13 protein-coding genes are annotated in these 18964 nt (G+C 35.9%); 7 read left to right on the top strand and 6 right to left on the bottom strand.

Annotated elements, in window-relative coordinates:
* Window positions 1–149: 149 nt before the first annotated feature.
* Window positions 150–2780, top strand: a complete 2631-nt coding sequence (locus tag KO524_RS03255; protein WP_219289967.1) for an AsmA-like C-terminal region-containing protein — start codon at window positions 150–152, stop codon at window positions 2778–2780.
* A 148-nt stretch (window positions 2781–2928) separates the two neighbouring features.
* Here KO524_RS03255 and KO524_RS03250 read toward each other — a convergent pair whose 3' ends face one another.
* A complete protein-coding gene (locus KO524_RS03250; RefSeq protein ID WP_219289964.1) occupies window positions 2929–3729 on the bottom strand; it encodes a DUF2797 domain-containing protein in 801 nt (266 codons plus the stop codon).
* Window positions 3730–3839: 110 nt separating this feature from the next.
* On the opposite strand from KO524_RS03250, the gene KO524_RS03245 reads away from it, so the two are divergent.
* Complete coding sequence (locus KO524_RS03245) at window positions 3840–5384, top strand: GH3 auxin-responsive promoter family protein (protein ID WP_219289960.1); 1545 nt, start codon at window positions 3840–3842, stop codon at window positions 5382–5384.
* A 29-nt stretch (window positions 5385–5413) separates the two neighbouring features.
* Here KO524_RS03245 and KO524_RS03240 read toward each other — a convergent pair whose 3' ends face one another.
* Window positions 5414–5599, bottom strand: a complete 186-nt coding sequence (locus tag KO524_RS03240) for a hypothetical protein (RefSeq protein WP_255555115.1) — start codon at window positions 5597–5599, stop codon at window positions 5414–5416.
* Window positions 5600–5767: 168 nt separating this feature from the next.
* Window positions 5768–7927, bottom strand: coding sequence for a S46 family peptidase (locus KO524_RS03235; RefSeq protein ID WP_219289954.1), 2160 nt, complete (start codon window positions 7925–7927; stop codon window positions 5768–5770).
* Between the two features lie 277 nt (window positions 7928–8204).
* Between KO524_RS03235 and KO524_RS03230 the strand changes: the two genes are divergently transcribed.
* From KO524_RS03230 to KO524_RS03220, 3 genes are all read left to right on the top strand, one after another.
* Window positions 8205–9167 (top strand): tyrosine-protein phosphatase, encoded by a 963-nt coding sequence (locus KO524_RS03230; protein WP_219289951.1) that lies wholly within the window; start codon window positions 8205–8207, stop codon window positions 9165–9167.
* Window positions 9168–9322: 155 nt separating this feature from the next.
* On the top strand, window positions 9323–11170 hold the full coding sequence (locus KO524_RS03225; protein ID WP_219289949.1) for a M1 family metallopeptidase: 1848 nt from the start codon (window positions 9323–9325) through the stop codon (window positions 11168–11170).
* 77 nt (window positions 11171–11247) lie between these two features.
* Window positions 11248–11649, top strand: a complete 402-nt coding sequence (locus tag KO524_RS03220; protein ID WP_219289946.1) for a hypothetical protein — start codon at window positions 11248–11250, stop codon at window positions 11647–11649.
* A gap of 97 nt (window positions 11650–11746) precedes the next feature.
* Here KO524_RS03220 and KO524_RS03215 read toward each other — a convergent pair whose 3' ends face one another.
* Complete coding sequence (locus KO524_RS03215) at window positions 11747–12979, bottom strand: 3-deoxy-D-manno-octulosonic acid transferase (protein ID WP_219289943.1); 1233 nt, start codon at window positions 12977–12979, stop codon at window positions 11747–11749.
* A gap of 168 nt (window positions 12980–13147) precedes the next feature.
* Between KO524_RS03215 and KO524_RS03210 the strand changes: the two genes are divergently transcribed.
* Entirely contained in the window at window positions 13148–14281 is a 1134-nt protein-coding gene (locus tag KO524_RS03210) for a DegT/DnrJ/EryC1/StrS aminotransferase family protein (RefSeq protein WP_219289940.1), read from the top strand.
* Window positions 14282–14437: 156 nt separating this feature from the next.
* On the top strand, window positions 14438–15454 hold the full coding sequence (galE, locus tag KO524_RS03205) for a UDP-glucose 4-epimerase GalE (RefSeq protein ID WP_219289937.1): 1017 nt from the start codon (window positions 14438–14440) through the stop codon (window positions 15452–15454).
* A 71-nt stretch (window positions 15455–15525) separates the two neighbouring features.
* Here galE and fabD read toward each other — a convergent pair whose 3' ends face one another.
* Together fabD and KO524_RS03195 are read right to left on the bottom strand one after the other, a co-directional pair.
* Complete coding sequence (fabD, locus tag KO524_RS03200; protein WP_219289922.1) at window positions 15526–16398, bottom strand: ACP S-malonyltransferase; 873 nt, start codon at window positions 16396–16398, stop codon at window positions 15526–15528.
* Window positions 16399–16668: 270 nt separating this feature from the next.
* Window positions 16669–18774 carry a peptidylprolyl isomerase gene (locus KO524_RS03195; protein WP_219289919.1) on the bottom strand — a complete coding sequence of 702 codons (2106 nt, stop codon included), beginning with the start codon at window positions 18772–18774 and terminating at the stop codon, window positions 16669–16671.
* Between the last annotated feature and the right edge of the window lie 190 nt (window positions 18775–18964).

Genomic DNA, 18964 nt, shown 5'->3' with positions numbered 1-18964 from the left:
GCTGTTGATTAGAAAGTGTTTTGCTCAGCGGTAATCAGGAATTGGGTTAATTGTTGGGTATATGTCGTCACAATCGGCAGCGTTTTTATGGCAACAAACTTTGTATGAGGATAGGCGATAACATATAATTTTTAAAATAATATCTATAAATGAAAAAGAAAGTATTTATAATTAGTGCAGCTGTTGTTGGATTTTTATTATTGTTTTTATTCACAGCACCATTTATTTTTAGAGGGAAAATAGAAAGCATGGTACTGGAAACAATCAATAAAAAATTGACAGCTGAGGTTGCCTATGATAAAGTGGATTTAAGTCTTTTTACCAATTTTCCCAAAGCGAGTATTTCTATCTCGAAGCTGAGTATAGTGAATCAAGCTCCTTTTGCTGGAGATACCTTATTGTTTGCCGAGCATATTCACTTAAAAATGTCCATGATGGAATTGTTTAATGGAGCTGATAAACCGATGAATATAGAGGGAGTCGATGTTCAAAATGCAGCGATTAACGTTTTGATTAATGAAGCAGGTGTTGCGAATTACGATATTGCAATTAAAGATGAAGAAGACGAGCAAGATCCTTCGAATGATAGTCCTTTCTCTTTGAATTTAAACCAATATGCATTGAACAATATAAAATTGGTATACCATGATTTGAGTTCTAAAATGAAAATGGTTGTTTCGGAATTGAATCATTCAGGCAGTGGAAATTTAGCGCAAAATATACTGGATTTGGATACCCAATCTCAGGCTAAGGTCTCTTTTGAAAAGGATGGCACTGCCTTGCTAAACAATGTCAACTTAGGATTGAAAGCGGTTATCGGTATGGATTTGGAAAAGAATCTATATACGTTTAAAGAAAATGAAGCCACGATTAATCAATTGCCCCTTAAATTTAATGGGACAATTCAATTGTTAGCGGAAGGACAGGAGTACCATTTGGATTTTGCCACTCCTGATTCGTCGTTTAAGAACTTTTTGGCACTGATACCCGAGGCTTATGCTGGAGATATCCAAAAAGTAAAGACCGAAGGGGAATTTAGAGTTTCTGGAAAAGTCAATGGAAAATTAACCGAAACGGCATTTCCTAAAATGGAAATCGTTATGGCATCGGACAAGGCATCTTTTCAGTATCCCGATTTGCCTAAAGCTATTCGGAATATAGCATTGGATGCAAAAATAATCAACGATACCGGATTGATTAATGATACGTATGTGTTGCTGAATAAATTAAATTTCCAAATCGATCAAGACGTTTTTAAAGCCGAAGCCAGTATTAAAAATATTATGGACAACGCTTTGGTCAATGCCAAGTTAAACGGAATTGTTAATCTGGCTAATTTGAGTAAGGCATATCCTATTAAACTGGAAAAACCGTTAACGGGAATTTTAAAAGCCGATGTGGTAACCCAGTTTGATATGAAATCTGTGGAAACCAATCAATACCAGAACATTAAAAATACGGGGAGTATTTCGTTGACGAATTTCAATTACGAATCCGAAGAAATGGCAAAACCGCTGCAAATCAAAGAAGCGGCGCTGGTCTTTAATCCAAATCAAGTTCGCTTAAATCGTTTGGAACTGAAAACGGGAACTACCGATTTGTTAGCAACAGGAACTTTGGATAATTTTTATGGATTCTTGTTTAGTAAGCAAAATTTAAAGGGAAATTTCGCTCTAAATTCCAATAATTTTGTTGTTTCGGACATTCTAAAAGCATCAGATACTCCGACGGATAAAACGGAGACTGAAGCTAAAAAAATGGCAACCGCTAAAAAAGAACCACTTAAGATTCCTTCTTTTTTAGATTGTACGATTACAGCAAATGCCAAAACAGTAGTCTACGATGATTTAACCTTGAAAAATGTGGTTGGGAAATTAATTATTAAGGATGAGGCTGTTCATTTTCAGAATATGAAAACCGATGTTTTTGACGGTCAAATAGCTTTTAACGGTAATGTGTCGACCAAAACTGCCGTTCCAACCTTTGATATGAATTTGGGGTTGCAAGCCCTGGATATTGCTAAATCATTTAGCCAAATTGATATGTTAAAGCGTATCGCACCTATTGCTGGGGTTATAAATGGCAAGATTAATTCAAACATCAAGTTAAACGGAAAGCTCGACGGTTTGGAGCTAACACCAATTATGAGTAGTTTGACCGGTGATTTATTGGGGCAATTATTATCGACTAAAATAGATGCCAACAACTCAAAACTGCTAACGGCTTTGGATAGCAATCTAAAATTTGTTGACTTGAACAAATTGAATTTAGACAATCTAAAAATGCATTTAGAATTAAAAGACGGTAAGGTTAAAGTCAACCCATTTGATTTAAAATACCAAGATATAAAAGTGGTTGTAGGAGGAGAACACGGTTTGGATCAAACAATTAATTATAAATTGAATTTCGATGTACCGGCAAAATACTTAGGTGATGATATTTCTGGTGTGCTATCCAAATTATCGGCTACGGATATGGCAGCTTTAAAAAACATTCCAATCCAGGTAGGGCTAACGGGTGATTTTAGTAAACCTAAGGTCACTACAGATTTAAATCAGGCAGTGACTAATTTGAGTAATCAAATCATCGCTACACAGAAAGATAAATTAATAAATCAGGGTAGTAATGCGTTGAGTAATTTATTGGGAGGTGGTAAAAAAGATTCCAATACCGACACCAAAACACCAGAAGAAACTCAAAAAGAGGCTAAAAAAGAAGAAACGATTAACAAGATTGGTGAGGGATTAAAAGATTTGTTTGGAAAAAAGAAAAAGGAATAACGGTTGTCATATATCGAAAGATTGAAATTTAATGACCGTATGGACTTTGGATAATTAATAAAAACCGCAATTTTACTGGAGTGTAAATTGCGGTTTTTTTTGTTTAGGATATCAATGGTTTGATTTTCAAAACGCTTCACAATACGCTCTACTTGCCAATTCCTAAAGAAACCACAAAACCTTCATAGGTTCGTACATTAAAAACGGTTCCGTCATCAAAGAGTAGGTATTGTCCTTTAATCCCTTTAAGGACTCCTTCGAAATAAGGCGTTTTTTCAAGGTTTAAACTTTTTAATTTAGTGGGAAATTGAATTACTGGATATTCCAATTCTAAAATATCGTGAGTAGTGGTATAATAATAAGGCTTAACTTCTTCGGGCAGCAACAACTCCAGAGAATTTCTGATTTCCGCCAAATCCACTTGAGCAATTTCATTTTGCAGCATTTTGCGCCAATTGGTTTTGTCGGTGAATTTGTCTTTTAAAGCGATTTCGGTAATACCGGCTAAATAGCGGTTGGGAACTTCTACAATCTCAATGGCTCTAGATGCTCCTTGGTCAATCCACCGGGTTGGCACTTGAGTTTTTCTGGTTACACCCACCTTAACATCACTAGCCACAGCTAAATATACGACATGAGGCTGAAGTTGTACTTTTGATTCGTATTCCAAATCACGATCTTCTATACCCAAATGGGCTGTACTCAGTTCGGGTCTCATAATCCAATCTCCTACAGCTGGACTTGAAGTAAAACAATCATAACAAAAACCTTGGCGAAATATCTTTTTCGCTTTACCGCAGTTTAAGCATTGATAGCCTTGGAAAGATACTTGAAGATTTAGGCCTATTAATTGATTAACATTTATGAAATTTTTATTTAAGGTTAAGAAATATTGGATGGGATGTCCCCATTCGGTGCGCATTTTATTTAAAACTCCTTCGTATTTCATAGAGAAAATTGTTACTTTTGGGAAAGTGGTAAAAATACGAAAAGTTTTTTTGGATAGTCCTCGGTCTATTTCGCAATTTCAATGATGGTATTTTAATTAAATAAAACAATATGGCTTTCACAATTATTAATTCTATTGCATCATGGATTTTAAAGCAGCGAATTCATCAAATCGAGTTGTTTCTTAAATTCCCGAATGAAGTACAAAATGAATTGCTTTTAGATTTAATTAAAAGTAACGAGCAAACCGTTTTTGGAAAAAAATATGATTTTTCTTCCGTGAAGAATTACGACAGTTTTTCTAAAAGAGTACCGCTTTTTACCTATGAAGAAATGGAACCCTATATTGAAAGAACCCGACGTGGTGAGCAGAATATACTGTGGTTTGAGCCGGTTAAGTGGTTTGCAAAATCGAGTGGAACCACCAATGCCAAAAGTAAATTTATTCCTGTTAGTAATGATGCCTTAGAAAATTGTCATTATAAAGCCGCTAAGGATTTGTTGTGTTTGTATTTAAACAACAACGAAAACTCTCAATTGTTTACGGGTAAGAGTTTAAGACTGGGCGGTAGTAAACAATTGTATGAGGACAACAATACTTTCTTTGGAGATTTGTCGGCAATTCTAATTGACAATATGCCCTTTTGGGCGGAGTTTAGTAGTACGCCGAGCAATAAAACTTCTTTAATGAGTGAATGGGAAACCAAGATGAGTGCCATTGTCAGGGAAACCAAAGGTGAAAACGTAACGAGTTTTGCCGGAGTACCTTCTTGGATGCTGGTATTGCTCAATCGGATTATTGAAGATACAGGACGTGGCAATTTATTGGAACTATGGCCTAATGCGGAAGTGTATTTTCACGGAGGAGTTAGTTTTGAGCCCTATCGCGAACAATACAATAAACTTTTACCCAATTCAAATTTTAAATACTATGAAATCTACAATGCATCGGAAGGTTTTTTCGCGATTCAGGATTTAAATAATTCCAGCGACTTGTTATTGATGTTGGATTATGGAATTTTTTATGAATTTATCCCGATGGCCACTTTTGGGACCTTAGAACAGCGGGTGATTCCTTTGGCGCAAGTAGAGCTCGATAAGAATTATGCGTTGGTTATAACGACTAATGCGGGCTTGTGGCGCTATATTATTGGTGACACCGTTCGCTTTACTTCACTATCGCCCTATCGCATCCGAATTACGGGTAGAACAAAACATCATATCAATGTATTTGGAGAAGAGTTAATGGTGGAAAATACAGATAGAGCCTTAGCTAAAACTTGCGAACAAACAGCAGCGGAAGTTTCCGAATATACGGTAGCACCGATATTTATGCAAGAGAAAGAGAAAGGGGCTCACGAGTGGATGGTAGAATTTAGGCGCCAACCGCAAGATCTAGAACAGTTTGCCCTTTTGTTAGATAGGAATTTACAAGACTTAAATTCGGATTATGAAGCCAAACGTACCAATAACATGACTTTAAACCCGTTGGTGATTAGAGTGGCGCGTGCCAATTTATTTTATGATTGGCTGAAAAAGCAAGATAAACTAGGTGGTCAACATAAAATACCTAGACTTTCCAACGAACGCAAATTCTTTGAAGAACTACAAAGTATGCAAGTTGAGACCGATATAAAAAGCAAAAACCTCGCATAGCGAGGTTTTTTTATAAAAGAAAGGTTTAATTACTTAACTTCTTTTACTTCTTCTGTAGTTGCAGGAACTTCAGTAGCTGTAGCTTCTGGAGCAACAACTTCTTCAGTTACAACTTCTGGAGCAACTTCTGGAGCAACTTCTTCAGCTACAACTTCTACTTCAGCAGCAGGTTCTTTAGCAGTATCTTTACATGAAACAAAAGATACACCCATCATAGCTACTAAAGCTACACTTAAAACAATTTTTTTCATCTTACTAAATTATAAAAGTTAATTATTAATTCTTGACAAAGATATGAATTTTTTGATATCCTAAATTATTTAGTGATTTTTTTTTAAAAAAAAATAACGTGCTTAAGTAATTGAAAGCCAAAAGATTGAAAATTATTTTTTCTTTGGGTGCACTAAAGTCATCTCTTCGATCAAATGTTTAGCTCCTGCGTATTTGTCAATGACAAATAAAATGTATCTAACATCGACCATAATATTACGACAAATAGCCGGGTCATAGTAGATGTCACTCATAGTTCCTTCCCATACACGGTCAAAATTTAAGCCTATTAAGTTACCATTTGCATCTATGGCAGGACTACCAGAATTACCTCCTGTAGTATGGTTAGTACCGATAAAGTTTACCGGTAGTTTACCGTTTTCGGCATAAGGTCCATAATCTTTTGCTTTGTATAAATCAATCAGTTTCTGAGGTACGTCAAATTCGTAATCGTTTGGAACGTATTTTTCCATTACACCATCCAAATAAGTAACGGCATCATAATAGATTGCATCTTTAGGAGCATAGCCATTTACTTTGCCATAAGTCACTCTTAGGGTACTGTTGGCATCTGGGAAAATACGCGCATCCGGATACAATTCCAGTTGTGCCTTCATATAGCTTCTTTGTAGTGCTGCAATCTCTGTGTTTAATGCATCATATTTAGGGGCAATGTTGTCAAAATAATTTTGAGCTAATGCTTTGGTAAAAAGATACCCTTTATCTTTATTAAGTTTTTTAAACACTGCGTCAGCATCTCCTTTTAATAATTCTTTTAAACCGTCGTAAGTACTCAATTTGCTTTCGCCATATATAGACTTAGACAATTTCTGAATGTCGATTTGTTTTAACTCTTTTGGTAAATAGGCTTGTGGCGCCTTTTCGCTATAAAGGGCTACTACAGCTTCAAAAACTTTTTGATCAACTTCTTTGTTGAAATTCTTGTAAAAATTTTCTTGTGCAGCTATAAAGGGAGCGCGTCTATCGTTAAAAGATTGTGCTCCTTTCGATAAATAAGCTTGTTCCAATTGATATAGTTTAAATCCTGCAGTCAACAACTCGGTATTTCTTAAAACCACCTCCATAAAATAATCGCGACTTACAGCATATGGAGCTATTTCTTTATAGCGCTTTTCAAATTCGGGTAAAAGGGCTCCGTAAGTAGCTTGTTTTTTGCTTTTGACAACACGTTGCTCAAATTCTTTTTCGTACGCTTTTTTAATAGCTACGGCATTGGACTTTTCTAAACCTTGACTTTCTCCAATCCATTTTTTCCAATAGTTGGCTATTCCTGCATATTTAGAAGCATATTGAATCTTTATAGCCGGGTCTTTTCTCATGAACTCGTTGGTAACTTTAAGAGAAGCATCGCGAATTTCAATCTTAGCTGGGTTTAATTCTTTTAATATTTGCTCAATGGCAAATGACGGTAGGTATTCTTGAGTTGATCCAGGATAACCAAAGACCAAAGTAAAGTCGTCTTCTTGTATGCCGTCTAGAGATATCGGTAAGAAATGTTTTGGTTTATAAGGTACGTTTTCGGCAGAATAAGCTGCGGGACGATTGTTTTTGTCTGCATAAATACGGAACAAAGAAAAGTCTCCCGTATGTCTTGGCCAAACCCAGTTATCCGTATCCGAACCAAATTTTCCAATTGAGGAAGGTGGCGCACCAACCAAACGAACATCTTTAAAAGTTTCGGTTACAAATAAAATATATTGGTTGCCCTCATAAAATGATTTTATCTTGTTTTCTTCCCAAGCTTCTTTGGGAAAAGTTTGAGTGGTTGTTGCAACGTTTTTTTCGATTTTTAGCTTTTTGGCAGCCTCTGTATCAGTATCTAATACCCCTTGCAGTACTTGAGCCGTTACATCTTCTATTCTTACGATAAAAGTGACTACTAAATCTTTGTTTGGAAGTTCTTCTTTGAGCGATTTCGCCCAAAATCCATCGGCTAGATAGTCGTTTTCTACAGAAGAATGCGATTGAATTTCGCCATATCCACAGTGATGATTAGTTAACAATAATCCTTGAGGTGAAATCACTTCAGAGGTACATCCTCCATTAAAATGAGGTACAGCATCTTTTAAACTAGAAGTATTGACATCGTATATGTCTGATACGGACATTTTCATTCCGAGACTCTTCATTTCTGTTTCGTTCATTCCTTTTAATAAGGAAGGAATCCACATACCTCCTTGTTGGGCGTAAAGAGGACATGCCAATAAAAGGATGATTAGTGCTTTTAAAAGTTTTATACTTTTTGAAATCATGGGGTAAAAATTTTACAGTTTTTATCTAAGCGGCAAGATACGATTTTTAATTAAAACGCTTTTACAGCTCAAAAAGTTCTTTAGATTGTTGTTTCTCTTAAACAATATGTTTGAGATTATTTCGATTCTATTTTTAAAACCTTAATTTTGAGATTATATATACGAAATGATGTTAAAGAGATTTTTTTTTATTGGTAGTTGGCTATTGTTGAGTGCTTCGTGCGCATATAAAGCAACGCAGCCTCCCCAGTTTTCAAAATTGGACCAAAGCCCTGTAGTGATAGAAACTAAGCATAATTATGAATTGCATTTAAAGTCACCTCAAAACAGGGGAGATATCTTATTTACTACCCATTTGATTCAAAAAAAAACAGTTCATTCAGATGATACAGTTGTGCGATTCGCAAAACAAGAAGGACGCTTATTGGTCGCTTTGCGAACGGATAATAACGATACCATACAATGGAGTAATCGCAAGATTTTATTTAAAAAAGTCCCCAATTTTAGAGATTTAGGAGGTATTCAAACAACAGAAGGAAGAACTATTTATTGGGGTAAATTATTTAGAAGTGGGCAGCTGAATGGATTGAGAAAACACGATGTAAAAAAAATGGAGGAGATGGATATCGGTACTCTTGTTGATTTGAGAACTGAAGTGGAACTCCATAAAAAACCCGATAAATATCCTACAACAACAACGTATTTCCATTACAATGCTTTTGAAGATGAACAGGAGCAATTAGCAAAAACGCGACAAGCTGTTTTTAAGGGGGAAATAAGTCCTATAGAATCTGTAGAACTCCTCAAGGCATTTTACAGTTATTACCCTATAGAAGAGCCTGAGATAATTAAGGAAATTATACATAAGGTATTGGATCAGAATCACGCAGTTCTATTTCATTGCTCGGCAGGAAAAGATAGAACTGGAATTATTGCAGCCTTGGTTTTATCTGTTTTAAAGGTGGATAGGGAAACCATTTATCAAGAATATTTATTATCGAACAATTACCGACAAAAGGGAATTGAAAAACAATTGAAATTATTAAAAGTAGGGCGTTTGATATATCCAAAGCTAAATCAAACGGTTGTTGAAAATTTTTCTTGGGTCAATACCGATTATCTAATGGCAAGCTTTGGAGCGATTGAGTCTCGATATGGCTCTATGGATAATTACATTTCTCAAGTTTTAAAAATCACGGAATCTGATCGACAAAAATATATTGAAAAGTTCACTTATTAATCCATTTTTTTGATTGGCGTATTAAAGCGATAGATCGTATTGGTGTCGTTCTTGAATTATTATCTTTGTAAAGGTAAATGATTCGATTTTGGAGGCTTTGTTTGTAATAGCAATCATGCCGATTATAAAAGTGTTATTAAAGAAATAAATCTAATATGCATAAGTTTTTTTATCTCGTTTTTGGAATGGGATTTTTAGTAGCTGCTTGTGGAAAGCAACAAGCCCTTTTGGCAGATGATAAAAATGTGGATACGCAAACGTATGCACATCTTAGTAAAGCAAAAATAACACATCTCAGTTGGGATGTTGAGGTGGATTTTGAGCAAAAGATTATTGTTGGAAGCGCCACTTACGATTTCGAAAATCATCAAGCAAAGGAGATTTTCTTTGATAGCAGTCAGCTGGTTATTGATTCTGTTTTGTTGGGTAATGGAAAAAAAACACCTTATGAATTGGGTGAGCTTGATATAGTCAAAGGGCAGGCCTTAAAAGTGAAGATAAGTCCTAAAGATAAAAAAGTAAGTATTTATTATAAAACTTCTCCCCAAGCTAGTGCCTTACAATGGTTAGATCCGGTTCAGACTCACGATAAAAAACAGCCGTATTTATTAACGCAAGGACAGGCAATATTAACCCGTTCTTATATTCCCATTCAGGATACACCTAGCATACGGATTACTTATGATGCTACTGTTCGTGTACCCAAAGATTTGTTGGCCTTGATGAGTGCTATTAATCCAAAGGAAAAATCAGCTGACGGTATTTATCATTTTAAAATGCCTCAGGCTTTACCTCCTTATTTAATAGCCTTGGCTGTGGGTGATTTGCAGTATCAAGCTATTGATGAACGGACCGGTGTATATGCCGAACCGACTCAGTTAAAAGACGCAGCATGGGAACTGGCAGATATGGGAAAAATGGTAGATGCAGCAGAGCAACTTTATGGAGCATATCCGTGGGGACAATTTGATGTCTTGATTCTGCCTCCTAGTTTTCCTTTTGGAGGTATGGAAAATCCTCGACTTACATTTGCTACACCTACAATTTTAGTGGGTGATCGGTCATTAACTAACTTAATCGCTCACGAACTCGCACATTCTTGGTCTGGCAATTTGGTAACCAATGCTACTTGGAATGACTTTTGGCTCAATGAAGGGTTTACCGTTTATTTTGAACGTAGAATTATGGAGGCGCTCGAGGGAAAAGATTATGCAGATATGATTACGGTTATTGGATATCAAGATTTGCAAACCGACATGAAATTATTACCTAAAAATCTAACATCATTATATATTGATTTGACAGGAATAAATCCGGACGATGCTTTTTCTGATGTGCCTTACGACAAAGGATTTCTATTTTTAAAAATGTTAGAAGACCGTTATGGGCGTGTACCATTCGACGCATTCGTTAAAAAATATTTTAAAGAAAAGGCATTTAAAACTACAAATACAGAAGATTTTATAGTCTATCTAAAAGAAAATCTTACCCATGGAGAAGATGATTTTGTACAAACCTGGGTTTATGATACCGGTTGGCCAAAGGGCTTGGTGGTTCCAACGTCAAAATTGTTTGAATTGGTGGAAAAAAAATATGCGGCAGATATCGTTCAGATTCAAAAAGGGAAAGCGATTTCCGACGAACTTCCGGAATGGTCTACCAATGAATGGTTACACTATATCCGTTTAATTGATGTGACTGCTACTACTAAAGAGGATATAGCTTTAATCGATCAACGATACCGTTTTACCGATAGTAAGAATGCTGAGATCCAATGTGCCTGGTTCGAAAAATCATTTAGGTTGCAATACGATAAGGTAAATTCCAATGCTAAAGATTTTTTGATACAGGTAGGTAGAAGGAAATTTATTGAGCCCCTATATTTGGCTTTAAAACAAACGGGGCAGATTAATTTTGCGAAAGAGATATATCAGGAGGCCCGACCAAATTATCATTTTTTAGCGCGCCAAAATCTAGATTTACTTTTAGAAAATCCAGCTTAAATAAACGGTTAATTCTGTGTTTGTTTTAAATCAATGCAGAGGCTATAAATAATCATAAACCATAAACAAATCAACAGATGAAAAATTATTTTAAATTAACCTTAAGTGTGTGTGTAATGACTGTATTGGTGAGTTGTGGAAATAAAAAGGCAACGTCACCCATAGAAGGGACATGGGAAATAACTCATGTTGCGGGAATTCAAGTAGCTGGTGTTGACCCAAACTTTAAAAAGGGAAATGGGAATGTGCTTAAGTTTTCAGGAAATCATTTTGAGAAGTTTACCGATGGTACAAAAGTGGAAAGCGGAGTCTTTAGTTTACAGCCCGAGAGTGAGCTTATCAATAATTCAAAGTCTAATTATGCACTTTCTTTAAATGATGCTGAAAAAGTAAGTGTGATGTTGTCTGATAATAAATTGGTGCTGTTTAACGGTATTATTGCGGCAGACGGTACCGAAGTTACCTATGAAAAACAATAAATGCTGGTATCTGAAAACTAGCCTTTAGTTATAATTGTAAAAACCTTTTAAGATCCATATGGATCTTAAAAGGTTTTTTTGTTGTTAGTCGATCATTTTAGATGCCGAATGCAAGCTGTATGATTTTCTGTGTAGCATTTTTATTTGCTTGTATATAAGAACTATTGATGTGGCCCATTTCTTTTCTAACTAAAGGATCCGTAAATAAATCCAACAGTGTTTGATCGAGTTCTTGTTTGTTTTTTACGACTACACATCCCTTTTTTTCAACGAGGTCTTTAGCTTCTTGGAATTTTTTATAATTTGGTCCAATGACTACAGGAATACCGAAGGTTGCTGCTTCCAGAATGTTGTGAATACCCGATCCAAAACCACCTCCTATATAGGCAATATCTGCATAACTATAGGTTTTGGTCAGTAAGCTATATCCGTCGATGATCAATACATCGAAGTCCCTAAGATTTTGATGTTGAATTTGAGAATATAAAACAACCCCTTTTTTAATCTTCTGTTTTAAGGATTCTATTAAATCGGGTTTGATATTGTGTGGAGCAAATATGAATTTCATATTTTTATCTGCTGTAGTATTGATAAAGTCAACGAGTAGTTCTTCGTCTTTTGGCCAAGAACTGCCGGCTACTAAAAGGGTTTTATGGCCTTTAAATTGCGCTACAAAATCCAAGGTATTATCGTTTTCTACTATTTGAGACACCCTGTCGAAACGCGTATCCCCAGTAACAGTAGCCTCATGACCCAATGTAGCGAGTAAGGCTTTTGATTGTTCATTTTGAACAAAGAAACCCGTGAAGGAATCCAAGGCTTTTCTATAAAAACCGCCATACCATTTAAAGAACACTTGATCGGGTCTGAGAATTCCAGAAACTAAATAAGTGGGTATGTTTTGTTTTTTTAATTGGTATAAGTAATTAGGCCAATACTCATATTTAATAAAAAAAACCTTCTCGGGATGCACGAGTTGTAAAAGTTTCTTCGCATTTCGTTTGGTATCCATGGGCAAATATAAGGTCACATCAGCCGCACTATTGTTTTTTTTTACTTCATAACCCGAGGGAGAGAAGAAGGTCAATACGATTTTGTGTTCAGGAAATAGTTGATTTAAGCGTTCAATCAGCGGTAGACCTTGTTCATATTCGCCTAAGGAAGCGGCATGAATCCAAAAAGTGCGGTCGTTGGTTTTAATTTGTTGGATTAGAAGGTCAAAAGAGTTTTTTCGTCCTTCTACAAAAAAATTAATTTTTTTATTAAAGAGCGCAACGAACTTTAAAGCGAAGCTAACGACTATTGTAAAGAGGTTGTATAAGAAAAACATGCTGATATTTTTGTAGGGCTAAAATACGTTTCTTTTGATTAAGAATAGGAGATACCCGCAATAAATTATTACTTTTGTAAGGCTTATTAAGAGTAAAACAAAACGTTTTTTTAAGGCTAATTTCACTGAAAAGGAGCGCTAAAAAGACGGTCTAAAATACAATAAATCATGAGAAAAATTCAAATGGTTGACTTAAAGAGTCAATATGAGGGAATCAAAGATGCTGTAAATAAGGGGATTCAAGAAATCTTAGAAAATTCAACGTATATAAACGGGCCTGAAGTACACCGTTTTCAAGCTAATTTGGAACAGTATTTAGGTGTAAAACACGTGATTCCTTGTGCTAATGGAACCGATGCTTTACAAATAGCGATGATGGCTTTGGGGCTTAAGCCCGGAGATGAAGTGATTACTGCCGACTTTACTTTTGCTGCTACTGTGGAGGTGATTGCTTTGTTGCAGTTAACACCGGTGTTGGTAGATGTTGACCCCAATACGTTTAATATCTCTGTTGAAGCGATTAAGAAGGCGATTACACCAAAAACTAAAGCCATAGTTCCCGTTCATCTCTTTGGACAAGTTGCTCCTATGGAGGCCATTATGAAATTGGCAGAAGAGCATGGTTTATACGTGATTGAAGATGATGCTCAAGGAATTGGTGCCGATTACGTCTTTACGGATGGTACGGTAAAAAAAGCGGGTAGTATCGGACATGTTGCGGCAACCTCATTCTTTCCTTCTAAGAATTTAGGATGTTATGGTGATGGTGGTGCTATTTTTACTAATGATGCGGAATTAGCTCATACTATTAGAGGAATAGTTAACCACGGAATGTATGAAAGATATCATCATGATGTAGTGGGGGTAAATTCGCGATTAGATAGTATTCAAGCAGCGGTTTTAAATGTAAAACTACCGAAATTGGATGCTTATAATGTAGCTCGTAAAAGCGCAGCTAAGAAATACAGCACTGCTTTGGCGAATCATCCTAATATAATAACGCCTGTTTTTTCTGAAACGGAAAACAGCCATGTTTTTCATCAATATACTTTAAGAATTATAGATGCAGATAGAAATGCTTTGATGCAGCATTTGCAATCTTTAGATATTCCTTGTGCTATTTATTATCCGATACCTTTGCACAATCAAAAGGCATATGTAGATCCAAGATATAAAGAAGAAGATTTTCCAGTAACCAATCAATTGGTTCAAGAAGTACTGTCTCTTCCAATGCATTCGGAATTAGATGATGATCAGATTGAGTTTATTACGACTTCAATTTTATCATTCTTAACAAAATAAAAAAAGTAAATAGGCGAAAGGATGTATCTTTCGCCTATTGTTTTTTATATAATTTGGAACATGGTATCGCGACTCAAAAAAGGGTTTCTAGAAATAAGAAAGCGAAACAGAGACTAACGAGACGCGATAATCCTAAATAAATAATGTATTAGAATTATGAAAGTATTGGTAACAGGAGGTTTGGGGTTTATTGGATCTCATACAGTGGTCGAACTTCAAGCTCAGGGTTATGAGGTGGTTATTATCGATAATTTATCCAACTCCACTTTGGATGTTTTAAATGGAATTGAAAAAATTTCTGGGAAAGCACCTCTTTTTGAAAATTTAGATTTAAGAAACAAGTCGGAAGTACAGCGTTTCTTTAGTCAGTATTCAGATATAGAAGGGGTGATTCATTTTGCTGCATCTAAGGCAGTAGGTGAAAGTGTAGAAAATCCGCTTTTATATTATGAGAATAATCTTTCTGCACTTATTTATCTATTGCAAGAATTGCAGAAGAAAACGGAAGTCAGTTTTATATTCAGTTCTTCATGCACGGTTTACGGGCAGGCAGAAAAAATGCCAATTATGGAAGATGCACCTATACAGGAGGCCTTTTCACCTTATGGTAATACCAAGCAAATAGGGGAGGAAATAATAAGTGATGTCGCTAAAGTTTCAGGTATTAATGCGGTTTTACTTCGTTATTTTAATCCAATTGGCGCGCATGAGACTAATTTTCTAGGAGAATTACCGATTGGAGTGCCACAAAATTTAGTTCCTTTTATTACCCAAACAGCTATGGGTTTACGTCAAAAACTAGCAGTTTTTGGAGACGATTATGATACGATTGACGGTACTTGTGTACGTGATTATATACACGTAGTCGATTTGGCACAAGCGCATGTTTTGGCCCTTAAGCGACTTTTGTCTAAACAGCAGACTGAAAAAGTGGAGGTCTTTAATGTCGGGACTGGTAAAGGCAGTTCGGTATTAGAGGTAATCCAGGCCTTTGAGCGCGTATCTGGTAAGCAATTACCTTATCAAATTGTTGGAAGAAGAGAAGGGGATATTACTACTGCTTATGCCAATACGGATAAAGCCAACGACGTTTTAGGGTGGAAGGCTTTGAAAACCCTAGATGAAGCCTTATTAAGTGCTTGGAATTGGGAGCAGAAAATAAGGAGTGTATAAAAAAAAGCCCCAAGAAATTAGATATTCTTGGGGCTTTTTTATGTTTGAACTAAAAAAAACTTAGGTGATTTTTAGGCTGAATGTGTTTCTGCTGATTTGTCAATTTTTTGAATTAAGCCAACCAATACTTTACCAGGGCCAACTTCCGTAAACGACGTAGCACCATCGGCTATCATTTGTTGAACAGATTGTGTCCAACGCACTGGAGCTGTTAATTGCGATATTAAATTCGCTTTGATTTGTTCGGGGTCAGAGACGGCGTTTGCCGTCACGTTTTGATAAACTGGACAACTTGGTTGTGAGAAATGTGTTGCTTTAATAGCGGCAGCTAATTCTTCTCTAGCGGGCTCCATCATCGGTGAGTGGAAAGCACCACCAACTGGCAGTATCAAAGCTCTTTTTGCTCCAGCTTCTTTTAATGCGTCACAGGCTCTTTCAACAGCTGTAGTTTCTCCAGATATAACCAATTGTCCCGGGCAGTTATAATTTGCTGCTACAACTACGCCGTCTATGGTTTTACATACGTTCTCTACGACCTCGTCGGCTAGGCCTAATACGGCTGCCATAGTTGAAGGTGTAATTTCGCAAGCTTTTTGCATGGCTAAAGCTCTTTTCGAAACCAAAAGTAAAGCGTCTTCAAACGAAAGGGTACCGTTGATTACTAAAGCGGAAAACTCGCCTAAAGAATGTCCTGCTACCATTTCCGGTTTAAAATCCGTTAAGGTTTTTGCTAAAATAACCGAATGCAAAAATACAGCCGGTTGTGTTACTTTAGTTTCTTTTAGTTGTTCTGCAGTACCTTCAAACATAATGTCCGTAATGCGAAAACCTAAGATGTCGTTGGCTTTTTCAAATAGCGTTTTGGCTATTTCAGATGTTTCATATAAATCTTTTCCCATTCCTGAGAATTGGGCACCTTGACCAGGAAAAACGTATGCTTTCATATCGTATTGTTTTTAGTATAGTGAGCTAGATAATTTTGTATCGCTTGCCGTTTACACAGAGGTAAAAGCAACTCTTAAGTTTAGCATCGCAAAAATAAGATTTTTTTGGAGTTAAAACAATCCCAGTCTACAATTCCATCGAATCGTTCTCATAGGGTGAATGGTTTAAGTATCTCTGCTATTTCTTCATTCTGTAATTAGTGTATGGTACTAAAAAAACGGGCTATCCGTAAAGATAGCCCGTTTTGTATGGAAAACAGTATTGCGTTTTTACATCACGTCAATTCTGTGGTCTTTAATTTTAGCATTGTTTTTCAATGCGTCTAATACTTTTGTTTGTACGCTACCGCGAACAACTGTATTGGTTTTGTTTTTGTAAGTATTGTAATTTGGTAAATCTGGAGCTTGGTTTATAGCTTTAGTTTGAATTACATATACTCCTTTTGCACCATCAATTAAGGCTGATTGAGCTCCTGGCTTTAAGCCGAAACCGTTTCCAACTACTTTTGGTTCTGGACCAATATTGATGATTAATGGGTTTTGTCTCGTAACATCAGCTGCTGTTGTAAGTGTTGCTCCTGTTTTTGCAGCGATATCAGCAAGGGTTTTTCCTTCCATTTTTGTACGGATTAAAGCCGCTTTTTTCTCATTCATTAAAATAGGTTCTACCGTTGCTCTAGCTTCTTCAACAGTTAATAAACCCGTTTCGTTTGCCGATTTCAATTTAACGATGATATGACCGTCAGCATTATCAAATTTTTTGATATCGCCAATTTTTGTAGATTTGTTAAAAGCCCAAGTTACTATAGGTCTTTGTTTTCCAACTAATGGCAGCTGCTCATCAAATGGGCGAACTGTGGTAGCAGGTTGAATAGGCAAGTTCATTTGTTTTGCCAACGCTTCAAAATCTTTAGAAGCAACCTCTTGTTCAAACTTAGTCGCTTTCGTATAAATTTCGTCAGCTGTAGCTTCTGAAACTTCAATTTTTCTAGCAATAGTAGCTAAACGAATAGCCTCTTTTTTCTCAAGAACTTTAATAATGTGAAAACCAAAGTCAGTTTCAACGACACCAATTTTACCTACTCCATTGTTGAAAATATAATCATCAAATGGTTTTACCATTTGTCCTTTAGCAATATTGTCGTATTCACCACCCGTGTTTTTTGAACCCGGATCTTCTGTGTTTTCAGTAGCCAATGCTCCAAATTGAGCAGGGTTTGCCAAAGCTTGTTTTAATAAGTCGTCAGCTTTAGCTTTAGCTTCTTCTTTTGTTCTTGTAACTCCCGGTATAGGAGAAGCTGAACCAGCATAAGAAATTAAAATATGGGCTGCTTTAACTTTTTCACCCGCTTTTCTATCAACCAAGCGAGTTAAGCAATAATGGTCATTAAATAAATAAGGTCCAAAAACTTCACCAGGCTGTAGTTTATATAATTCTTCTTGATATTCTAGTGGCAAGTCGCTTTTTGAATAAAACAAAGAATCAAATTTAATATCAGAATTAAGGTTGACAAATTCTTTTAAGTTTGTCGTGTTGCTGAATCCAGCAACTGTATCGTTTTTCTTAGTTTCTTCGTTATAAACGATAGAAGATTTTAATAGTCCAACGATGTTTTCTTTAACTTCGTTTTGATCTTTTTCAGATGGAATACTAGATACAAAAACATACTCAATATTACGTGTAGGTTCTGATTTGTATTTCTTCTCATTCTTTTTAATATAACTTTCAATTTCAGCATCGCTTACTTTAACTTGATCGTCGTTTATAGATGAATAGGCAACGGTAACATAATCAAATGTCGCTTTGCTGTTTTCTACGTGATAAGAGTTTTTAGCTTCTGATGTAGTGGTGTTGATACCTGCGCGAATCATAGAAAAATACATTTGCTCTACAGCATATTTCTCTAATTCCTTCTCATAAGCTAACCAAGAATTCCATTGTTCAGCTCCGCCTTTTTTCATCGTTACTATAAATTCATTGAATTTATTGATATCGAATTTGCCCAGTTGATTTTGAAATTGAGGATTATTGGCAAAGTTTGGATTTTCTTTAATCACATTAACCAATTGGTCTTTTCCGATTTTCAATCCGATTTTTTCGAACTCCGTTCCAAGAAGTATTGAATTTACTTCATTGTTCCAAACCATATTGTTCGCTTGCGCTCCCGTGGCTCGACCACCTTGTTCTGCTTGGGTCACTTTTTGCATAAATTCTTGAGTGTTGACTTCAACACCATTTACGCTTCCAACATTTCTAGAATCCTTACCGATGCCTCCGCCTCGAACTAAGTCTCCTACAACAAATGCTAGTAAAGCAACACCAACGACCGCAATTAATAATACGGATTTCTGTCTAATTTTTGATAAAACTGCCATGTGTATTTAGTATGTGTAATTTTTTTCAGTGAGCGAAAATACAATTATCTATTTAATAATAAAAGTTATAATTCTATATTTTTCTAAATAATGTTGCTGTTTTCGAAGTATTTGGTCAAATTTCTTTAAAGTAAGCGTATTTTGTTTTTTTTAAGCTGCTGTTTAGAGAATTTTAAGGAGCTGGAATTTA

The organism is Flavobacterium sp. NKUCC04_CG, assembly GCF_019345525.1.
Lineage (GTDB): Bacteria > Bacteroidota > Bacteroidia > Flavobacteriales > Flavobacteriaceae > Flavobacterium.
This window is presented reverse-complemented; position numbering and strand designations above follow the sequence as displayed.

Bases quoted from the DNA above. Each gene is read 5' to 3' on its own strand.
- KO524_RS03255 (WP_219289967.1), top strand. From the start codon at position 150: ATGAAAAAGAAAGTATTTATAATTAGTGCAGCTGTTGTTGGATTTTTA.
- KO524_RS03250 (WP_219289964.1), bottom strand. From the start codon at position 3,729: ATGAAATACGAAGGAGTTTTAAATAAAATGCGCACCGAATGGGGACAT.
- KO524_RS03245 (WP_219289960.1), top strand. From the start codon at position 3,840: ATGGCTTTCACAATTATTAATTCTATTGCATCATGGATTTTAAAGCAG.
- KO524_RS03240 (WP_255555115.1), bottom strand. From the start codon at position 5,599: ATGATGGGTGTATCTTTTGTTTCATGTAAAGATACTGCTAAAGAACCT.
- KO524_RS03235 (WP_219289954.1), bottom strand. From the start codon at position 7,927: ATGATTTCAAAAAGTATAAAACTTTTAAAAGCACTAATCATCCTTTTA.
- KO524_RS03225 (WP_219289949.1), top strand. From the start codon at position 9,323: ATGCATAAGTTTTTTTATCTCGTTTTTGGAATGGGATTTTTAGTAGCT.
- KO524_RS03220 (WP_219289946.1), top strand. From the start codon at position 11,248: ATGAAAAATTATTTTAAATTAACCTTAAGTGTGTGTGTAATGACTGTA.
- KO524_RS03215 (WP_219289943.1), bottom strand. From the start codon at position 12,979: ATGTTTTTCTTATACAACCTCTTTACAATAGTCGTTAGCTTCGCTTTA.
- KO524_RS03210 (WP_219289940.1), top strand. From the start codon at position 13,148: ATGAGAAAAATTCAAATGGTTGACTTAAAGAGTCAATATGAGGGAATC.
- galE (WP_219289937.1), top strand. From the start codon at position 14,438: ATGAAAGTATTGGTAACAGGAGGTTTGGGGTTTATTGGATCTCATACA.
- fabD (WP_219289922.1), bottom strand. From the start codon at position 16,398: ATGAAAGCATACGTTTTTCCTGGTCAAGGTGCCCAATTCTCAGGAATG.
- KO524_RS03195 (WP_219289919.1), bottom strand. From the start codon at position 18,774: ATGGCAGTTTTATCAAAAATTAGACAGAAATCCGTATTATTAATTGCG.